The sequence below is a fragment of the Nocardioides aromaticivorans genome, from assembly GCF_013408525.1.
GTDB classification, from domain to species: Bacteria; Actinomycetota; Actinomycetes; order Propionibacteriales; family Nocardioidaceae; genus Nocardioides; species Nocardioides aromaticivorans.
Genome location: NZ_JACBZM010000001.1, coordinates 2622407 through 2639842, shown reverse-complemented (window position 1 = coordinate 2639842; position 17436 = coordinate 2622407). Strand labels below are relative to the sequence as shown.

Here is a 17436-nt window from a genome sequence, read left to right as displayed (position 1 = left end):
GTTCGTGAAGTCGTCGTGGGGGTGGGGGGAGGTCACTGGCTGCCGAGGCGGTTGAGCAGCGTGTTCATGCCCGCACCCGCCTGCTCGTCGACGGCCGTGTTGTCCTTCTCGGTCTCGGTCAGCGAGGCGTGGAACTTGTCCAGCGCCGTGACGACGACCTTGTGCTTCTCGATCCAGGCGTCCTTCAGCTGCTGGAAGGAGAGACCGCCCGAGCCCACCCAGGCGCTCCGCATGCCCTCGAGCTGGGACTCCATGGTGGCGGAGTGCTGTCCGAACTCCTGCTTGGCCTGAACGACGCGATCGGCGATCTGCTTGAGCGCGCCCTCTGCGTGGCCGAACTCGACATTCGACATTCTGATGCTCCTTGGTCAGATGGGGCGGGTCGCGCCCCTCGGTTGACTTTCCCTTTGTTGGCTCCCGAGTGCTGCCAAAGAGCCGATGCGCTGCTTGGTACCCGTGCTCCGGCGGGGGCTAAACATCAACTCGTGAGTTCCCACAGGTAGCGGAAGAAGCCCACCGCGACGACGAGGGACCCGACCGCGAAGGAACCGCTGACGGCCTCGGCGATCTCCGCCCGTCGCGACCACCACGCCGACCGCCACCCACGTCCGACGAGCACGGCGACCAGCACCAGCAGCGCGGCAACGCCCACGGCGAGGAAGGCCACCAGCCCGGGGAGGCTGCTCCCGGACCCGGGACCGCCGGGCAGCACGCCGAGCATCACGGCGGAGACGAGGGCCAGGGCGTAGACACCGGAGAGCCGCAGCAGCCGGCGCGCCAGGGCATGGCGGTAGCTGCGGGCGGCGAACAACAGGGCGGCACCGCCGAAGCCGACGAGGCAGCGGGCGCCGATGCGGTCCAGCGGGAGATCGGCCGTCCACAGCAGCAGCGGGGCCGACAGCAGCACCACCACGAAGATCGCGGTCGTCGCCGCCCGCACGGTGCGGGTGCCGCGGCTGGCGACGTCGCCCACCGCCCGCTCCGGTACGACGATCCGCCCGCGACGTCCGGTCGGGCGCTCACGTGCGGACCACGCGGTGACGGCAAGGCGCTCGAGGTCGAGGAGGTACTGGTCCGGGACGTCGACGGCGACCTCCGGCACGAAGCGCGCTCCCAGCACGGCGACCAGGAACAGGACCGCCCACACCGTCTGCGGCGACGTGCTCGTCAGCGCCGCGACGCCGGCCAGCACGAACCAGGCCGCGCCGACCACCAGCCAGGTCCGCAGGGCCTGCTCGGCACGGCTGTCCGGTTCGGAGAGCGCACGACCGATGGCGGCGGTGACCGCCCCGGCGAGCGCGGCGGTCCCGAGCACCGTCGGCAGTCGCTCGGGAAGGGGGTCCCAGACGACCGCGAGGATCGCCGCGGCCGCGAACACCGGGGCCGCGACGACCCGCTGCGCGGCGAGCGCGCCGAACGGCAGGCAGCCGACGAGGGCGGTCGCCAGCAGCACGGCCACCGCCGGCCAGCGGTCGTCCTCGGGCAGCAGCGCGGTGCACAGGCCCGCGACGACCGCGACGCCGACGGCGACGCAGAGCCAGGTGGCGGACGCCGTACCGACCACGACCGGTGGCGCCGAGTCGCCCGCCATCGTGCGGCGGCGGGTCGGCGGCGGGATCGCCGCGGGGTCGACCGCGACGAGCATCGAGCCGGGGACCAGCCCCACGGCGCCGACCTCGTCGGTCATCCGCAGGGGCGCGCCGGTCCGGGTGACGAACGGCAGGGGCGCCGGCAGGCCCGCCTCGGCCGCGTAGGTGCGGGCCACGTCGCTCAGCGTGGCGCCGGTCGGGACGGTCAGGTCGAGCACCCCGCGCGGTCCGTGGACGGTCACCGCGGTGACCGTGCCGGCCACAGGCGGCCGGGCCCCCGTACCGGACATCGGGCCTCCCGAGATTGATGGTCCTGCCCGCAGGGTAGTCCTCGACGTCATGCGGACTCTCCTACCCGCCCCGTGCCCGGCCTATCATCGTCCGCGTCGCATCGCGACGATCGGGCGTCGACGACAGGGGACCGCAGCGTGACCGTGACCCAGGGCAGCACCGGACGACGGGCGGCCTCTCCGGGGAGCCTGACCCAACGCGGCGGCAGGGGCGAGCGCCCCGAGCTGCCCGGGGGCCAGCTCCAGATCCAGCCACCGCCGCAGCTCCAGCCGAGCGAGGGCGCCGCCGGTGTCGCGATGAACGCGATCCCGATGCTGGGCAGCCTCGGCTCGATCGTGCTGGTCGCCGGCCTGAGCGGCAGCGCGCAGAACCAGGCGCTGCGCTACATCGCCGCCGGCATGTTCCTCTTCGCGACCCTCGGCTTCATCGTCGTGCAGATCGACCGGCAGCGGAAGCAGCGCCAGCAGCAGGTGACCGGCTCGCGCACCGAGTACCTGCGCTACCTCTCCTCGGTCCGCAGCATCGCCCGCGACGCCGCCGACCAGCAGCGCCGCGCGCTGACCTGGATCCACCCCGACCCGACCGCGCTCCCGTCCCTGGCCGAGGACCGCAGCCGCGTGTGGGAGCGCTCGTCGGCCGATCCGGCCTTCCTGCAGGTGCGGTACGGCGTGTGCGCGCAGCCGCTCGCGCTCGAGCTCGTGCCACCGGAGGGTGCCCCGATCGACGACGTCGACCCGGCATCGGCCTCCGCGCTGCACCGCCTGCTGGTGGTCCACCGCCTCCAGCCCGACCTGCCGGCGTCGATCGACCTGCGTGCCTTCGACCGGATCGAGGTCTGCGGTGGCGAGGAGGAGGCTCGCTCGATGGCGCGGGCGCTGCTCACCTCCGCGACGACCTTCCAGTCCCCCGAGAACCTCCAGGTCGCCGTCCTCGCCACCGACGCGACGCTCGCCCACTGGGACTGGGTGAAGTGGCTCCCGCACGCGCACAGCCAGCACCACAACGACGCGGTCGGCCCGGCCCGGATGGTGACGACGTCGCTCACCGACCTCGCCGGGATGCTGCCGCCGGACCTGAGCGAGCGACCGCGCTTCGGCGCCGACGAGCGGCCCGCGATCCCGCACATCGTGCTGATCACCGACGGCGCCGAGCTGCCTCCGGGCAACCACGTGATCCCGCCCGACGGCCTCCACGGCGTCACCGTGATCGACCTGCCGGCGCACTGGGGCGAGCTCGACAGCCCGACGGCGCTCCGGCTGGAGCTGGCCGACCGGCCGACCGCGGACGGCGGCGTACCCCTCATGGCCGTCCGGCTGCGCACCGACCCGGTGCGGGCGAAGGGCGACCAGTGCAGCATCGCCACCGCCGAGGCGCTGGCGCGCCGGCTCACGCCGCTGTTCACGCCGAGCGCGGGGGCGGCGGTCGGCGACGACACCGTCGACATCACCGCACCGACGGACTTCATGGACCTGCTCGGCCTCGGCGACGTCTTCGCCTTCGACCCCGACGCCGCGTGGCGCTCGCGTCCCGCGCGTGACCGGCTGCGGGTGCCGATCGGCGTCGGCGACTCGGCCGCGCCGATCCACCTCGACATCAAGGAGTCCGCCCAGCAGGGCATGGGCCCGCACGGCCTGGTGATCGGTGCGACCGGCTCCGGCAAGTCGGAGTTCCTGCGCACCCTCGTGCTCGGGCTCGCGATGACCCACTCGCCCGAGCAGCTGAACATGGTGCTCGTCGACTTCAAGGGCGGCGCGACCTTCGCCGGCATGTCGGAGATGCCGCACGTGTCGGCGGTCATCACCAACCTGTCGCAGGAGCTCACCCTCGTCGACCGCATGCAGGACGCCCTGTCCGGCGAGATGGTGCGCCGCCAGGAGCTGCTGCGCGAGGCCGGCAACTTCGCATCGATCCGCGACTACGAGAAGGCCCGTACGTCGGGCGACCCGGCCACCGCCCAGCTGTCCCCGCTGCCGTCGCTGTTCATCGTCGTCGACGAGTTCTCCGAGATGCTCACCGCGAAGCCGGAGTTCATCGACCTCTTCGTCGCGATCGGCCGCCTCGGGCGCTCGCTCGGCCTGCACCTGCTGCTCGCGTCGCAGCGCCTGGAGGAGGGTCGACTGCGCGGCCTGGAGTCGCACCTGTCCTACCGGATCGGCCTGCGCACCTTCAGCGCCCAGGAGTCGCGTGCGGTGCTCGGCGTCCCCGACGCCTACGAGCTGCCGGCGGTGCCGGGCCTGGGCTACCTGAAGCCCGACCCGACGCAGCTGACGCGGTTCAAGGCGGCGTACGTCTCGGGACCGCCGGAGACGGGTCGTCGCCGCGTGACGCGCGACGGCGGCGGCAAGGTCGTCGGCATCCTGCCGTTCACGATCTCGGAGGTGCAGACCTTCGACGACCCGGGCGTCGACGACAGCGACGCCACGGACGCCACCCCGTCGCCGCAGTCGGGCGAGAGCGCCTCGCTGCTCGACATCGCGGTCGCCCGGATGGAGGGCCGCGGCCTGGCGGCCCACCAGGTGTGGCTGCCGCCGCTCGACGAGCCGGACACGCTCAACCAGCTGATGCCCGACCTCGCCGCCCACCCGGACCTCGGCCTCGTGTCGCTGCGGTGGCGCCAGGCCGGGAGCCTCACGATCCCGATCGGCACCGTCGACCGGCCGCGCGAGCAGCGCCGCGACACCCTGACGATCAGCCTCAGCGGCGCGGCCGGCCACGTCGGCGTCGTCGGCGGACCGCGCAGCGGCAAGTCCACGCTGCTGCGCACGATCGTGACCAGCCTGGCCCTGACGTCGACGCCGCTCGAGTCGCAGTTCTACGTCCTCGACTTCGGCGGCGGCACCTTCGCCCCGCTGTCGGCGCTGCCGCACGTCGCCGGCGTCGGGAGCCGCTCGGAGCCCGAGGTGGTGCGCCGGATCCTCGCCGAGGTCAGGGGCATCGTCGACCGGCGTGAGGCGTACTTCCGCCAGCACGGCATCGACTCCATCGAGACCTACCGCAGCCGGCGCACGCAGGGCCGCGCCGACGACGGGTACGGCGACGTCTTCCTCGTCATCGACGGCTGGGGCACGCTCCGCTCGGACTTCGACGACCTCGAGCTGGAGATCCAGCAGCTCGCCGGCCGCGGCCTGACCTTCGGCCTCCACATCGTCACCTCCTCCACCCGCTGGCCCGACTTCCGCGCCGCGATGCGCGACCTGATCGGCACCAAGCTGGAGCTCCGCCTCGGTGACCCGATCGACTCCGAGATCGACCGCAAGGTCGCCGCCCTGGTGCCCGCCAACCGGCCCGGGCGCGGCCTGGTGCCCGGCAAGCTGCACTTCCTCGGCGGCCTGCCGCGCATCGACAGCGACCCGTCGGCCGCGACGCTGGGCGACGGCGTCGACAACCTGATCTCCGCGGTCGCGAAGGCCTGGCGTGGACCGGCCGGCCCGAAACTGCGGCTGCTGCCCGACCGGATCTCGCTCGATGAGGTGCGCGCGCTGGCCGCCACCCCGCCGGCGCGTGGCCTGCTGCTCGCGATCAACGAGAAGGAGCTCGCGCCGGTCGCCTTCGACGTCGACGCCGAGCCGCACCTGTTGCTCTTCGGCGACGGCAAGTCGGGCAAGTCCAACTTCCTGCGCACCTACTGCCAGGAGATCATGCGGACCCGGACCCCGGCCGAGGCCCAGATCGTCGTCGTCGACTACCGCCGGTCGCTGCTCGGCGAGGTGCCCGAGGAGTACCTGCTCAACTACCTCACCTCGGCGACCCAGGCCCAGCCCGCGCTGACCGACCTGGCGACGTACCTCCAGAACCGGCTGCCGGGCCCGGACGTGACGCCGGAGCAGCTGCGCAACCGGTCCTGGTGGTCGGGCGCCGAGGTGTTCGTCGTCGTCGACGACTACGACCTCGTCGCGACCCAGCAGAGCTCGCCGATCGCGCTGCTGCAGCCGCTGCTCGCGCAGGCGCGCGACGTCGGCCTGCACGTGGTGATCGCCCGCAGGTCGGGTGGCGCCTCGCGGGCCATCTACGAGCCGGTCATCCAGACCCTGCGCGACCTCGCGATGCCCGGGATCCTGCTGTCCGGCAACCGCGACGAGGGCGTGCTCATCGGCAACCTCCGGCCGGGTCCGGCCCAGCCGGGCCGCGGCCGGGTGGTGTCGCGCGACCGGGGCGCCGAGGTGGTCCAGCTGGCGTGGACGGACCCGTCGCTCTGAGGGGTGCCGCCTGAGGGGGTGCCGCCTGAGGGGTGCCGCCTGAGGGGTGCCGCCTGAGGCCGGTCGGCGACCGGGGTCGGCCGTCCGGACGTCATACGAAGCGGTCGTCGGAGCGCTCGATTCGTATGACGCAACCGCGGCCGGGCCGGTCGGGTCGGGGGACGTCATGCGAAGCGGTCGTCGGAGCGCTCGATTCGTATGACGCAAACCGGCGGCGACCCGCAGGAGCGGCCGAGCCGGCCGAGGTCACCCCTTCGGCTTGGCCTGCAGGGTCAGCAGCGTCGACGGGTTGAGCGGGTTGCGCAGCGAGTCGTAGTCGAAGAGCACGTCCTCGACCTCCCAGTCACGCGGCCTGAGGCCGTCGACGATCTCGAGCAGGTTGATGTTGTAGCGGCGGGTGAAGGACCACCAGGCGGCGCCCCGGACCTGGGCCTCGACCGTGGTGATGTCGAGGTCGGAGCGCGGGGCGTTGCGGACCCGCTTCGGGTACATGCCCAGGTCGTGGGCGAGCCTGCGGTAGTAGTCCGCGTCGTCGGCGACGCGGCGCTCGAGGAGCTCGGCGTCGCGCTGCCAGCCGACCGGCTCGAAGTGGACGACGGTGAGCTCGTCGGCGATGGCGCGCAGGCCGGGGTGGAACTCCTCGCTGATCCGCTCGACCTGCTCGATCGAGTGGTGCGAGAAGGCGACCACCTTGAGCGGGCGGGGCAGGTCGGCGAGGAAGGAGAGGTCCGGCTGCGTCCAGTCGAAGGGCACGGCGGTGTAGTCGATGCGGCCGTCGTGCGCCGCCAGCACGCTGCCGCCGCCGCGGCCGGCCTCGGTGTACTCGGCGCCGATGTACTTCAGTCCCTCGCTGCGCTGGTTGCCGAGCAGCAGGTAGAGCTGGAACAGGTTGGCCGACCAACCGGAGCCGAACTCGACCACGACGTTGGCGTCGCCGATCCGCTCCGCGAGGTAGCGCATCGGGCTGAAGGCCGTCCGGACGCCGTACCGGCCGTTGATGACGGCGGGGATGTAGGGGCTGGGGCGCTCGTCGACGTCGACGTCCCAGGCGTCGAGGACGCGGCGCGCGAGCGGGGCGACGCCGGGCTGCTTGCGCCAGAAGTCGACCTCGTGGTCGCCGAGGGCGAGCCGGTTCATCCGGGCGAGGATCGAGAAGAGCGAGTCCCCGGTGGCGATCTCGCGGTCGATCCGGGCGCGCGTGCGCTCCCAGGCAGTCTCGTAGCTGGCCTTGACGGCCTCACCGGTGCCCTTGGCGGTCCGGTGCTCCAGCATCCTCATCAGCGTTCTCCCGAAAGTCGTGGCTGAGGTCCGCCATCACCGTAGCCGGGAGACGACCCTCACTCGGGAGGTGCGGTCCCGGCGTGCGCCCCGTGGCCGGGCCGGGGCGAGGCGATCAGCGCGGCGAGGCCGGTGGTCACGGGGACGGCGAGCACGAGGCCGATCGACGTCACCAACGTGCGCACGACCTCCTCGGCGAGCTGCTCGGTCGAGAGCAGGTCGAGCAGGGGGCGGTCGTAGACGCGGAGCAGCATCAGCAGGATCAGGGCGGTGCCGACGTAGGCGAAGACGATCGTGTAGATCGTCGAGGCGATGTGGTCGCGGCCGATCCGCATGGCGCCGGCGAACACCTCACCGCGGGAGGCCTCCGGGCTCGCCGCACGCAGCTCCCACACGGCGGAGGCCTGGGTGATCGTGACGTCGTTGAGGACACCGAGGCCGACGATCACCATCGCGCACCCGAGCAGGGCCTGGAAGTCGAGCGCACCGAACTGGGCCACGATCAGGCCGCTCTCGTCGCTGATGCCGGTCAGGAGGGCGTCCCCGATCGCGATCACGCCGATCCCGGCCGTGAGCACGATGCCGACGAGCGTGCCGGCCAGCGCCACGCTCGTGCGCAGGGAGACGCCGTGGGTCATGTACAGGACGACGAACATGATCGCGGCCGCGCTGGTGAGGGCGACACCGACGCCGGGAGCCCCGTCGAGCAGGGCGGGCAGCAACCACCACCACACGACGCCGCCGCCGAAGGCGAGGCCGACCAGTGCGAACAGGCCGCGCAGCCGCGCGATCGACAGCACCACCGCGACGAAGGCGACCGCCAGCCACGCGAGCGTGCCGTTGCGCTCCGTCGCGAAGTAGGAGTACGACACCTCCTCGCCGTCCTGCGCCTCGGGCGTCGGCGTGCGCTGGAGCTCCACCCGGTCGCCCTTGCCGATCCCGGAGTCGAGCACGTCCGGGAGCACGGGTACGACGACCGGCTCGTCCTCGCCCTCGATCTCCACGCTCAACGTGCTGCAGCCCGAGTTGTCGGGGAGGCCATCGCCGGGGCACCGCGGCGCGACCTCCACGACCTCGCCGCTGGGGAAGGTCACCCCCGGCGCGGCGAACTGCGCAGCCTCGCCACCGGACTTCACCGCACGGTCGATCGCGTCGCCCGCCGGCCACCAGACGACGAGCCCCACCAGCGTGAGCAGCAGGGCGACACCGAGGCTCGCGAGCAGGACGGCGCGCGCCGTCGTACCGACCCGGATCTCGTCGTCGATGCCGTTCGTCGCCCGGTGGGAGTGGCCGTGACCCATGGGCACCAGCCTCTCAGGTCACCAGCTCGACTTCGTCACCCCGGGCAGCTCACCCCGGTGGGCCATCTCGCGGAAGCGGATGCGCGAGAGCCCGGCCTTGCGGAGGTACCCCCGCGGTCGGCCGTCGACCTGGTCGCGGTTGCGGAGCCTGACCGGCGAGGCGTCGCGCGGCAGGCGGCCGAGCGCCTGCACCGCCTCGGCCAGCTCGGTCGATCCGGGCTCCGCCCGGCGGACCGCGTCCTTGAGCGCGGCCCGCCGGGCGGCGTACCTCTCGACCGTCGCGCGGCGGCGCGCCTCGGCGGCGATCTTCGACTGCTTCGCCACGTCGTCAGCGCTCCTCGCGGAAGTCGACGTGCCGGCGCGCGACGGGGTCGTACTTGCTGAGCACGAGCCGGTCGGGGTCGTTGCGCCGGTTCTTGCGGGTGACGTAGGTGTAGCCGGTGCCTGCGGTGGACCGCAGCTTCACGATCGGCCGCACGTCGCTGCCCTTCTTCGCCATGTCAGTACCTCTCTCCTCGGGCGCGGAGGTCGGCCACGACGGCCTCGATCCCCCGCTGGTCGATGGTCTTGATGCCGCGGGCGCTGACCCGCAGCGTCACGTGCCGCCCCAGCGACGGCACCCAGTAGCGCTTGCGCTGGACGTTGACGTCGAAGCGCCGCCGGGTGCGGCGGTGCGAGTGGGACACGTGGTTGCCGAACGCCGGCTGGGCGCCGGTCACCTGGCAGGTGCGTGCCATGCCTTCTCCTTCCGGTCGTGCGTGTGCCATGATTGAGAACGATTCTCATTCTAACCACAACAGGAGGGCAACACCGTGAAGCCAGGAATCCATCCCGAGTACGGCGCCGTGGCGTTCCGGGACCGGGCGACGGGCGACCTCGTCCTCACCCGGTCGACGCTCGCCGCCCGGCCGGCGGCCGAGGCGGTCGAGGTCGACGGACGCAGCTACCCGGTCGTCGACGTCGACGTCTCCGTGCACAGCCACCCCTTCTGGACGGGGAAGGGCCGCGTGCTCGACAGCGAGGGCCGGGTCGAGGCGTTCGAGAGGCGCTACGGAAAGGGTGCGCGATGAGGGTTCCCGCCGTCCTGGTCGCCGGCGTCGACCCCGACGCGATGGCCTCCGCGATGGTCGGCCTGCAGTTCGACCTGCCCGGCGCCGTCGCCGTCCGCCACCACATCGACGTCGAGCGCGGCGTGCTCACCCGCACGGTCAGCGACCTCACCGGCGTCGTCGAGTCCCACGAGACGTTGCTCGAGCACGCGTGCGTGAGCTGCGCGATCCGCGAGGACATCCTGCCGACCCTCGAGCGGCTCGCCGCCGACGGTCGGTGGCAGAGCATCGTCGCCCACCTCCCCGTCGGCGCCGAGGCCGCGCACCTGTGCTCGGTGCTGACGTGGGACACCCGGCTCGCCCGCTTCCTGCGGGTGTCCGCCGTGGTGGCCGCCGTCTCCTCGCGGCACCCGGTCCGCGACCTGCTCGGCGACGACCTGCTCGCCGACCGGGGCCGCCAGTGCTCGCACGACGACCGCCGCGGCGTCGGCGAGGTGCTCGCCGCGATGGTGGAGTACGCCGACGTGGTGGCCTTCGACGACGCCGTCGACCCGGTCGCGGCGGGTCTGGTCGCCGCCCTCGCGCGGCCCGGCGTGGTCGTCGTACAGGGCGGGCACGGGCTCGACGGAGCCGCGCTCACCGGGCGGCTGCACCAGCACGCCCGGACCGACGCGTGGACCGACCCGGCCCGCGGCGACGCGCTTCCGGACATCACGACCGAGGGCGTGTGGCGCCTCGACCTCCAGTCCACGCGGGCGTTCCACCCCGAGCGGCTCCTGGAGTCGCTGGAGAGCCTGGGGTCCGGGGCGCACCGCTCGCGGGGCTGCTTCTGGCTCCCCACGCGACCGGGCCGCATCCTCGAGTGGGACGGCGCGGGGGGCCAGCTCAGCATCGGGGACCACGGCGCGTGGGGGCGGCGTACGCCCTTCACGCGAGTGGTGCTCACCGGCGTCGGCGCCGCGCCGGCCCACCTGCGCCCGTCGTTCGAGGCGCTGCTGGCAGTCCCCGGCGAGGCCGGCCGCTCGGCGACCGAGGACGGCTTCGAACCGTGGCTCGGCCCGATCCGGGAGGTGGCGTGATGGCGGTCCCGAAGCGGCGTACGTCGCGCAGCAACACCCGGCACCGCCGCGCTCAGTGGAAGGCCACCGCGCCGGACCTCGTGCCGGTCACCATCGACGGCGAGCGGTTCCGGGTGCCGCGCCGCCTCGTCGGCGCGGTCATGGACGGCCTCGTCGATCCCCGCACCGGGAGGAGGACGCGATGAAGGTCCGCAACTCGATCCGCTCGCTCAAGAACCAGCCCGGCGCGCAGGTCGTCCGCCGCCGGGGCCGGATCTACGTGATCAACAAGCAGAACCCGCGGATGAAGGGACGGCAGGGCTGAGCGGTCGCCCCGGGCAGTCGGCGTCCTACGATGCCGCGGTGCCCCGCGTCCCCGTCGTCGCCCTCACCGGCCACCTCGGCGCCGGCAAGACGACCGTGCTCAACCACCTGCTCCGCCAGCCCGGCGCGCGCGTCGGCGTGGTCGTCAACGACTTCGGGGCGATCAACGTCGACGCGGCGCTGGTCAGCGGCCAGGTCGACGAGCCGGCGTCGATCGCCGGCGGGTGCCTGTGCTGCCTCGAGGACGCCGGCGGCCTCGACGGGGCGCTGGAGAAGCTGGCCCAGCCGCGGCGTGGGCTCGACGTGATCGTCGTCGAGGCGAGCGGCATCGCCGAGCCCGGCGCGCTGGCGCAGATGATCCGGGCGAGTGCCGCGCCGAACGTCCGCCCCGGCGGTGTCGTGGACGTGGTCGACGCGGTGGAGTACTTCGACACCGTCGACGGCGGCGGCCTGCCACCGGCCCGGTTCAGCGTCGCCACGCTGGTGGTGCTCAACAAGTGCGACCTCGCGGACGAGGAGACGCTGCGCCGGATCGAGGCGCGTGTGCGGGAGATCAACCCGCGCGTGCACGTCCTACGCACGACGGGCGGGCGGGTCGACCCCGCCCTCGTGTACGACGTCGCGTCGGTCGAGGAGCCCGAGGACGAGCTTCCGCTCGCCGCCCTGCTCCGCGCCGAGCGCCCGGCGGCGGACGGCCACGCGCACGCCGCGTCGGTCACCGTGACGGCGGACGAGCCGGTCGACCCGGCCGCGCTCGATGCCCTGCTGGCCGCACCTCCCGAGGGCGCCTACCGGATCAAGGGCACGGTCACGACCCGCCACGGCAGGCGACTGCGCGGGCACGTCGTGCACGTGGTCGGCCGGCAGGTGCACGTGGAGCCGTGCCCGCCGCCGGAGCGCAGCACGCTGGTCGCCATCGGGCTGCACCTCGACCCCGAGGCGGCCCGGCCGGCGCTGGCAGCGGGACTCAGCCCTGCCCAACCAAACTAGAACACGTTATCGTTTCGCCATGAGCGAGACCGCCGCCGCGAGCACCCCCCTCCTCCCCGAGTACGACGTCGTCGTGGTCGGCTCCGGCGGCGGGGCCCTGACCGGGGCCGCGCTCGCGGCGAAGGCCGGGCTGCGGACGCTGGTCCTCGAGCGGACGCCCCTGATCGGCGGCACGTCGGCGTACTCGGGCGGCGCATGCTGGCTGCCGGGCACCGAGGTGCAGCAGCGGGCCGGTCTGCCGGACTCCACCGAGGGCGCGCGGGCCTATCTCGCGGCAGTGCTCGAGAAGCCGGACCAGGACCGGGTCGAGGCGCTGCTGACCCAGGCGCCGAGGCTGGTCTCCGCACTGGAGGCCGACCCGCTCATGGAGTTCGAGTGGATCCCCTTCTCGGAGTACTACGACGCCCCCGGCCGGGTGCCGATGGGCCGCTCGATCCAGCCGAAGGCGATCCGGCGCGACGAGCTCGACCCACGGGTCGGCGCGATCCTGCGGCCGCCGGTCGAGCGCGACCGCGCCGGCCGGCCGGGCCGCTCGACACTGTCCGGCGGGCAGGCGCTGATCGGCCGGCTCGCGGCGATGGCGCTGCGCGACGGCGGCACGATCGCGGTCGGCCACGACGTGAGCGGATTCGGTCGTGACGAGTCCGGCCGCGTGACGACGGTGCTCTCGACCGGGCCCGACGGCCCCGTCGAGGTGCGCGCGACGCGCGGGATCCTCGTCGCCGCCGGCGGCTTCGAGGGCAGCGCCGAGCGCCGCTCGCTGCACGGCACGCCCGGCCGCGCCGAGTGGTCGATGGCGCCGCGCGGCACCAACACCGGCGACGTCATCGACGCCGCCGCGGCGATCGGCGCGGCGACCGACTGGTCCGGCGAGGGCTGGTTCTGCCCCGGCCTGCTCCAGCCCGACGGCAGCGGCACCTTCACCCTCGGCTTCCGCAGCGGGCTGATGGTCGACCAGACCGGGCAGCGCTACGGCAATGAGTGCCTGCCCTACGACCGGTTCGGCCGGGTCATGGCGGCGGCGCCCGAGCGGACCCCGTCGTGGTTCGTCTTCGACTCCAGCGAGGGCGGCCGACTGCCGGCGATCGCGATGCCCGAGGGCGACCCGGCCGAGCACCTCGCCGCCGGCACCTGGGTCCAGGCCGACACCATCGAGGAGCTCGCCGTCGCCGCCGGGCTCGACCCCGTCGTACTCACCGCGACGGTGGAGCGCTTCAACGGCTTCGCCGCGACCGGCGTCGACGAGGACTTCGGCCGGGGCACCGACGAGTACGACACCTTCTTCGCCTCCGCCGGCAGCCCGAACAAGGCACTCGTCCCGGTCGCACAGGGCCCCTTCCACGCCGCGCAGTTCGTGCTGTCCGACCTCGGCACCAAGGGCGGCCTGGTCACCGACGCGTCCGGCCGCGTGCTCGACGAGGCGGGCGACCCCCTCCCCGGCCTGTACGCCGCCAGCAACTCGACGGCATCGGTCTTCGGGTCGGCCTACCCCGGCCCGGGCGCGCCGCTGGGCGCGGCGATGGCGTTCGCGTCGCTCGCGGTGGAGGACATGCTGCGCTGAGCCGCGCTCGTCGCGTGGGTCAGCGGGAGCTGATCCGCCCGAGCACCCGCTCGGTGAAGTCGCCGAGCGCGAGCACCTGCTCGCGGCTCGCACCCTCGAAGAAGAGGTCGCGGACCAGCTCGACATGGGCGGGAGCCGCCGCCTCGATCGCCGCGCGGCCCTCGGGGGTCAGGTCGACGAACGCGCCCCGGCGGTCGTCGGCACAGTGGCGGCGCTCGACGAGGCCGCGGGCCTCCATGCGGGACACCTGCTTCGAGACCCGGCTCTTCTCCCACTGGAGGCGCTCGCCGAGCTCGAACATCCGCAGGGACCCGTCGTCAGCCAGCTCGGAGGTGAGCTCGACGAGGATGGCGTAGTCGGAGAGCGAGAGGCCCGTCGTCGACTGGAGCTGGCGGTTGATCACGGCATTCAGCTGCGCGTGCACGTCGAGGAAGCCGCGCCACGCGCGCTGCTCCTCGTCGTCCAGCCAGTTCGTCGTTCCCATCACGCCGATTCTAGCCGAGAATGTTGACATATCCACGACTTCGGGAGCATGGTGGTTGACATGGCAACTATCGACATCGACGCGATCACCAAGGACCGCGAGCGGATCAAGAGGGAGTACCTCGCCCCGGAGGGCGAGCGGCCCGCCAGCAGCGCCCGCGGGATCCACCACGCGGCCCTGCTCTCGTCGGACGTGCGGCGTACCGTCGACTTCTACCAGGGGCTCCTGGAGTTCCCCCTGACCGAGATCTTCGAGAACCGCGACTACGCCGGCTCCGACCACTTCTTCTTCGACGTGGGCGCCGGCAACCTGCTCGCCTTCTTCACCCTGCCGGGCCTCGACCTCGGCCCCTACCGCGAGGTCCTCGGCGGCCACCACCACCTCGCGATCTCGGTGACCCGGGAGAAGTGGGACTACCTGCGGGCCAAGCTCGACGACGCGGGCATCGACTACCACCTCGAGTCGAAGGTGTCGCTCTACTTCCCCGGCCCCGACGGCGAGCGCCTCGAGCTGCTGGCCGACCCGCTCGGCGAGATGTACGGCACGAAGGTCCTCTGAGCCGGGCCGAGCGCCTCGTGTGACGTATTGCACTCGTCCCAGAGGGCGGCCGGATTGGCCCCCCGTGGGGTCGGCGGGCCTACGATCGACCGGCTTTTGTCGACTCTGCTATAGGGGATTTCGTTGAGCGTCATCGAGGACAAGTTCGACCGCTGGAAGCACCACGAGGAGCTCGCGGAGGCGATGATCCCGATCGTCGGCAAGCTGCACCGCGAGAAGGACGTCACGATCCTGCTCCACAGCCGCTCGCTGGTGAACAAGTCGGTCATCGACATCCTGAAGACGCACCGCTACGCGCGCCAGATCGACGGCGTCGAGCTCTCCGTCACCGACACCTTCCCCTTCCTCGAGGCGATCGCCGGCCTCGACCTCGGCGCCGCCAAGATCGACCTCGCACTGCTGATCCGCGCCTACCGCGCCGCCGGCGAGCCGGACTCGGTCGCCGCGTTCACCGCCGAGGCGCTGGCCGAGGCGACGGGTGACAACAAGGTCCCCGGCCCGGGCTCGCAGGACGTCGTCCTCTACGGCTTCGGTCGCATCGGCCGCCTCGTCGCGCGCCTGCTCGTCGAGAAGTCCGGCTCGGGCAACGGCCTGCGCCTGCGCGCCGTCGTCGTCCGCAAGGGCAAGGGCGACGACCTCAAGAAGCGCGCCTCGCTGCTGCGCCGCGACTCGATCCACGGAGCCTTCAACGGCTCGATCACGGTGGACGAGGAGAAGAGCCAGATCATCGCCAACGGCAACGTGATCCAGGTGATCTACTCGAACTCGCCCGCCGAGATCGACTACACCGAGTACGGCATCAACGACGCCATCCTCATCGACAACACCGGCATCTGGCGCGACCGCGAGGGCCTCTCGCAGCACCTGCGCCCCGGCATCGCCAAGGTCCTGCTGACCGCGCCGGGCAAGGGCGACGTCCCGAACATCGTTCACGGCGTCAACCACCTCGGCGTCGACCTCGACGAGAAGGTGCTCTCCTGCGCCTCCTGCACCACCAACGCGATCGTCCCGCCGCTGAAGGCGATGGAGGACGCGTTCGGCATCAGCCGCGGCCACGTCGAGACCGTCCACTCGTTCACCAACGACCAGAACCTGCTGGACAACTACCACAAGGCCGACCGCCGCGGCCGCTCCGCGCCGCTCAACCTGGTCATCACCGAGACCGGCGCCGCCTCGGCCGTCGCCAAGGTCCTCCCCGACCTCGACGCCAAGATCACCGGCAACTCGATCCGCGTCCCCACGCCGGACGTCTCGATCGCCATCCTGAGCCTGCAGCTCAAGCGCGAGACCACCCGCGAGGAGGTCAACGAGCACCTGCGCCAGGCCTCGCTCGTCGGCCCGCTGGCCCGCAACCTCGACTACACGACGGCGACCGACGCGGTCTCGACCGACTTCATCGGCGCTCGCGCGGCCTCGATCGTGGACGGCGGCGCCTCGATCGTCGACGGCGACTCGGCGATCCTCTACGTCTGGTACGACAACGAGTTCGGCTACTCCTGCCAGGTGCTGCGCACCGTGCAGTACATCTCGGGCGTGGAGTACAAGACCTTCCCGCAGGCCTGACGCGTCACGAGACCGGGCGAGCCGGTGCCGGAACTGTGAGTCCACAGTCCCAGCACCGGCTCGCGGCGTCTCGAGACGGTCGCTGCGCGACCTCCTCGACGAACTAGCTGGACGTCTCCGCGACGATCTCGGAGAGCCGGCGCACCTGCGCGACCTTCTCCTCGTCGGTCGCGGCCAGCGGGTTGAGCAGCAGCGTGCGCACGCCCGCGGCGTGGAGGTCGACGACGTGCTGGCGGACCGCGTCCTCGTCGCCCAGCAGGCTCACCGCGTCGACCAGGTCGTCGGGTACGGCGGCCGCGGCCTCCGCCTTGCGCCCGTCGAGGTAGAGGTCCTGGATCTCCGCGGCCTCGGACTCGTAGCCGTAGCGGCGGGCCAGCTGGTTGTAGAAATTCTTGTCGCGCGCACCCATGCCGCCGATGTAGAGCGCGAGCTGGTTGCGGATCGCCTGCACGGCCTCGGGCGACGGCTCGCCGAGGTGGAAGGCGATCTGGAGCTGGATGTCGAGCTCGCCGAGGGCCGGGTCGCGCTTGGCGAAGCCCTCCTCCAGCGACTCCCCCCACGCCCGCTGTGCCTTGTGCGGGTGGAAGAACAGCGGCTGCCAGCCGTTCGCGAGCTCGGCGACCAGCGCGACGTTCTTCGGGCCGAGCGCGGCGACGGAGATCGGGATCTCGCTGCGGACCGGGTGGTTGATGATCTTGAGCGGCTTGCCCAGGCCCGACCCGCCGTCGTCCTTGGTCAGCGGCACCGTGTAGTGGCGGCCGCGGTACTCGACGGGCTGGCGCTGCCAGACCTGCCGGCAGATCTCGATCACCTCGCGCGTGCGACCGAGCGGGGCGTCGTACTTGACGCCGTGGAAGCCCTCGATGACCTGCGGGCCGGACGCGCCGAGGCCGAGGGTGAACCGGCCACCCGAGACGAAGTCCAGGCCCGCGGCGGTCATCGCGGTCAGCGACGGGGTCCGCGTGTAGATCTGGAAGATCGCCGACATCAGCTCGAGCTTCTCGGTGCGCGCGGCGATGTAGCCGAGCTGGCTGACGGCGTCGAAGGAGTAGGCCTCCGGGATCGCCACCAGCTCGAGGCCGTTGCGCTCGTACTCCTGCAGCAGCTCGACGGTCTCGGCGAAGCCGCCCGAGTAGTCGATGATCATTCCGAGGCGCATGGCGCTCCTTCTCTCCTGGGCTCTGGTGGTCGGCG

18 protein-coding genes are annotated in these 17436 nt (G+C 72.5%); 9 read left to right on the top strand and 9 right to left on the bottom strand.

Going from position 1 to position 17436, the window contains the following annotated elements:
* Positions 1-32: 32 nt before the first annotated feature.
* Both BJ993_RS12445 and BJ993_RS12440 read right to left on the bottom strand, forming a co-directional pair.
* Positions 33-353, bottom strand: a complete 321-nt coding sequence (locus BJ993_RS12445; RefSeq protein ID WP_036549952.1) for a WXG100 family type VII secretion target — start codon at positions 351-353, stop codon at positions 33-35.
* A 125-nt stretch (positions 354-478) separates the two neighbouring features.
* Positions 479-1831 carry a hypothetical protein gene (locus BJ993_RS12440; RefSeq protein WP_179649037.1) on the bottom strand — a complete coding sequence of 451 codons (1353 nt, stop codon included), beginning with the start codon at positions 1829-1831 and terminating at the stop codon, positions 479-481.
* Positions 1832-2017: 186 nt separating this feature from the next.
* On the opposite strand from BJ993_RS12440, the gene eccCa reads away from it, so the two are divergent.
* The gene (eccCa, locus tag BJ993_RS12435) at positions 2018-6076 is read left to right on the top strand and encodes a type VII secretion protein EccCa (RefSeq protein WP_308645555.1); all 4059 of its coding nucleotides are present in this window, start codon (positions 2018-2020) and stop codon (positions 6074-6076) included.
* 246 nt (positions 6077-6322) lie between these two features.
* On the opposite strand, the gene BJ993_RS12430 is transcribed toward eccCa, so the two are convergent.
* Genes BJ993_RS12430 through rpmB form a run of 5 tightly spaced genes read right to left on the bottom strand, consistent with a single transcriptional unit; the run spans position 6323 to position 9392 of the window.
* Positions 6323-7354, bottom strand: a complete 1032-nt coding sequence (locus BJ993_RS12430) for a hypothetical protein (protein WP_179649036.1) — start codon at positions 7352-7354, stop codon at positions 6323-6325.
* A 59-nt stretch (positions 7355-7413) separates the two neighbouring features.
* Positions 7414-8655, bottom strand: coding sequence for a YibE/F family protein (locus tag BJ993_RS12425; RefSeq protein WP_179649035.1), 1242 nt, complete (start codon positions 8653-8655; stop codon positions 7414-7416).
* Positions 8656-8673: 18 nt separating this feature from the next.
* Positions 8674-8979 (bottom strand): 30S ribosomal protein S14, encoded by a 306-nt coding sequence (gene rpsN / locus BJ993_RS12420; RefSeq protein ID WP_036549946.1) that lies wholly within the window; start codon positions 8977-8979, stop codon positions 8674-8676.
* A 4-nt stretch (positions 8980-8983) separates the two neighbouring features.
* The gene (rpmG, locus tag BJ993_RS12415; protein WP_036549943.1) at positions 8984-9154 is read right to left on the bottom strand and encodes a 50S ribosomal protein L33; all 171 of its coding nucleotides are present in this window, start codon (positions 9152-9154) and stop codon (positions 8984-8986) included.
* Between the two features lies 1 nt (position 9155).
* Positions 9156-9392, bottom strand: a complete 237-nt coding sequence (gene rpmB / locus BJ993_RS12410; RefSeq protein ID WP_036549941.1) for a 50S ribosomal protein L28 — start codon at positions 9390-9392, stop codon at positions 9156-9158.
* Between the two features lie 75 nt (positions 9393-9467).
* Here rpmB and BJ993_RS12405 point away from each other — a divergent pair, with 75 nt between their 5' ends.
* Genes BJ993_RS12405 through BJ993_RS12380 form a run of 6 tightly spaced genes read left to right on the top strand, consistent with a single transcriptional unit; the run spans position 9468 to position 13637 of the window.
* Complete coding sequence (locus tag BJ993_RS12405) at positions 9468-9725, top strand: type B 50S ribosomal protein L31 (RefSeq protein ID WP_179649034.1); 258 nt, start codon at positions 9468-9470, stop codon at positions 9723-9725.
* A complete protein-coding gene (locus BJ993_RS12400) occupies positions 9722-10783 on the top strand; it encodes a GTP-binding protein (RefSeq protein WP_179649033.1) in 1062 nt (353 codons plus the stop codon). The genes BJ993_RS12405 and BJ993_RS12400 overlap by 4 nt, the downstream gene beginning before the upstream one ends.
* Complete coding sequence (rpmF, locus tag BJ993_RS12395) at positions 10783-10968, top strand: 50S ribosomal protein L32 (protein ID WP_036549932.1); 186 nt, start codon at positions 10783-10785, stop codon at positions 10966-10968. Before BJ993_RS12400 ends, rpmF begins: the two co-directional genes overlap by 1 nt.
* Positions 10965-11087, top strand: a complete 123-nt coding sequence (gene ykgO / locus BJ993_RS12390; protein WP_036549929.1) for a type B 50S ribosomal protein L36 — start codon at positions 10965-10967, stop codon at positions 11085-11087. Before rpmF ends, ykgO begins: the two co-directional genes overlap by 4 nt.
* Before the next feature lie 38 nt (positions 11088-11125).
* Positions 11126-12076: a CobW family GTP-binding protein gene (locus BJ993_RS12385; RefSeq protein ID WP_179649032.1), complete on the top strand. Its 951-nt coding sequence runs from the start codon at positions 11126-11128 to the stop codon at positions 12074-12076.
* A gap of 19 nt (positions 12077-12095) precedes the next feature.
* Positions 12096-13637 (top strand): FAD-dependent oxidoreductase, encoded by a 1542-nt coding sequence (locus BJ993_RS12380; protein WP_179649031.1) that lies wholly within the window; start codon positions 12096-12098, stop codon positions 13635-13637.
* Between the two features lie 19 nt (positions 13638-13656).
* Here BJ993_RS12380 and BJ993_RS12375 read toward each other — a convergent pair whose 3' ends face one another.
* Positions 13657-14121, bottom strand: a complete 465-nt coding sequence (locus tag BJ993_RS12375) for a MarR family winged helix-turn-helix transcriptional regulator (RefSeq protein WP_036549927.1) — start codon at positions 14119-14121, stop codon at positions 13657-13659.
* A gap of 60 nt (positions 14122-14181) precedes the next feature.
* On the opposite strand from BJ993_RS12375, the gene BJ993_RS12370 reads away from it, so the two are divergent.
* Positions 14182-14679 (top strand): VOC family protein, encoded by a 498-nt coding sequence (locus BJ993_RS12370; RefSeq protein WP_036549924.1) that lies wholly within the window; start codon positions 14182-14184, stop codon positions 14677-14679.
* A gap of 123 nt (positions 14680-14802) precedes the next feature.
* A complete protein-coding gene (locus BJ993_RS12365; protein WP_036549922.1) occupies positions 14803-16242 on the top strand; it encodes a glyceraldehyde-3-phosphate dehydrogenase in 1440 nt (479 codons plus the stop codon).
* Positions 16243-16345: 103 nt separating this feature from the next.
* Here the strand turns inward: BJ993_RS12365 and BJ993_RS12360 are convergent, their stop codons facing one another.
* Positions 16346-17401, bottom strand: coding sequence for an LLM class F420-dependent oxidoreductase (locus tag BJ993_RS12360; protein ID WP_036549920.1), 1056 nt, complete (start codon positions 17399-17401; stop codon positions 16346-16348).
* Positions 17402-17436: the final 35 nt, after the last annotated feature.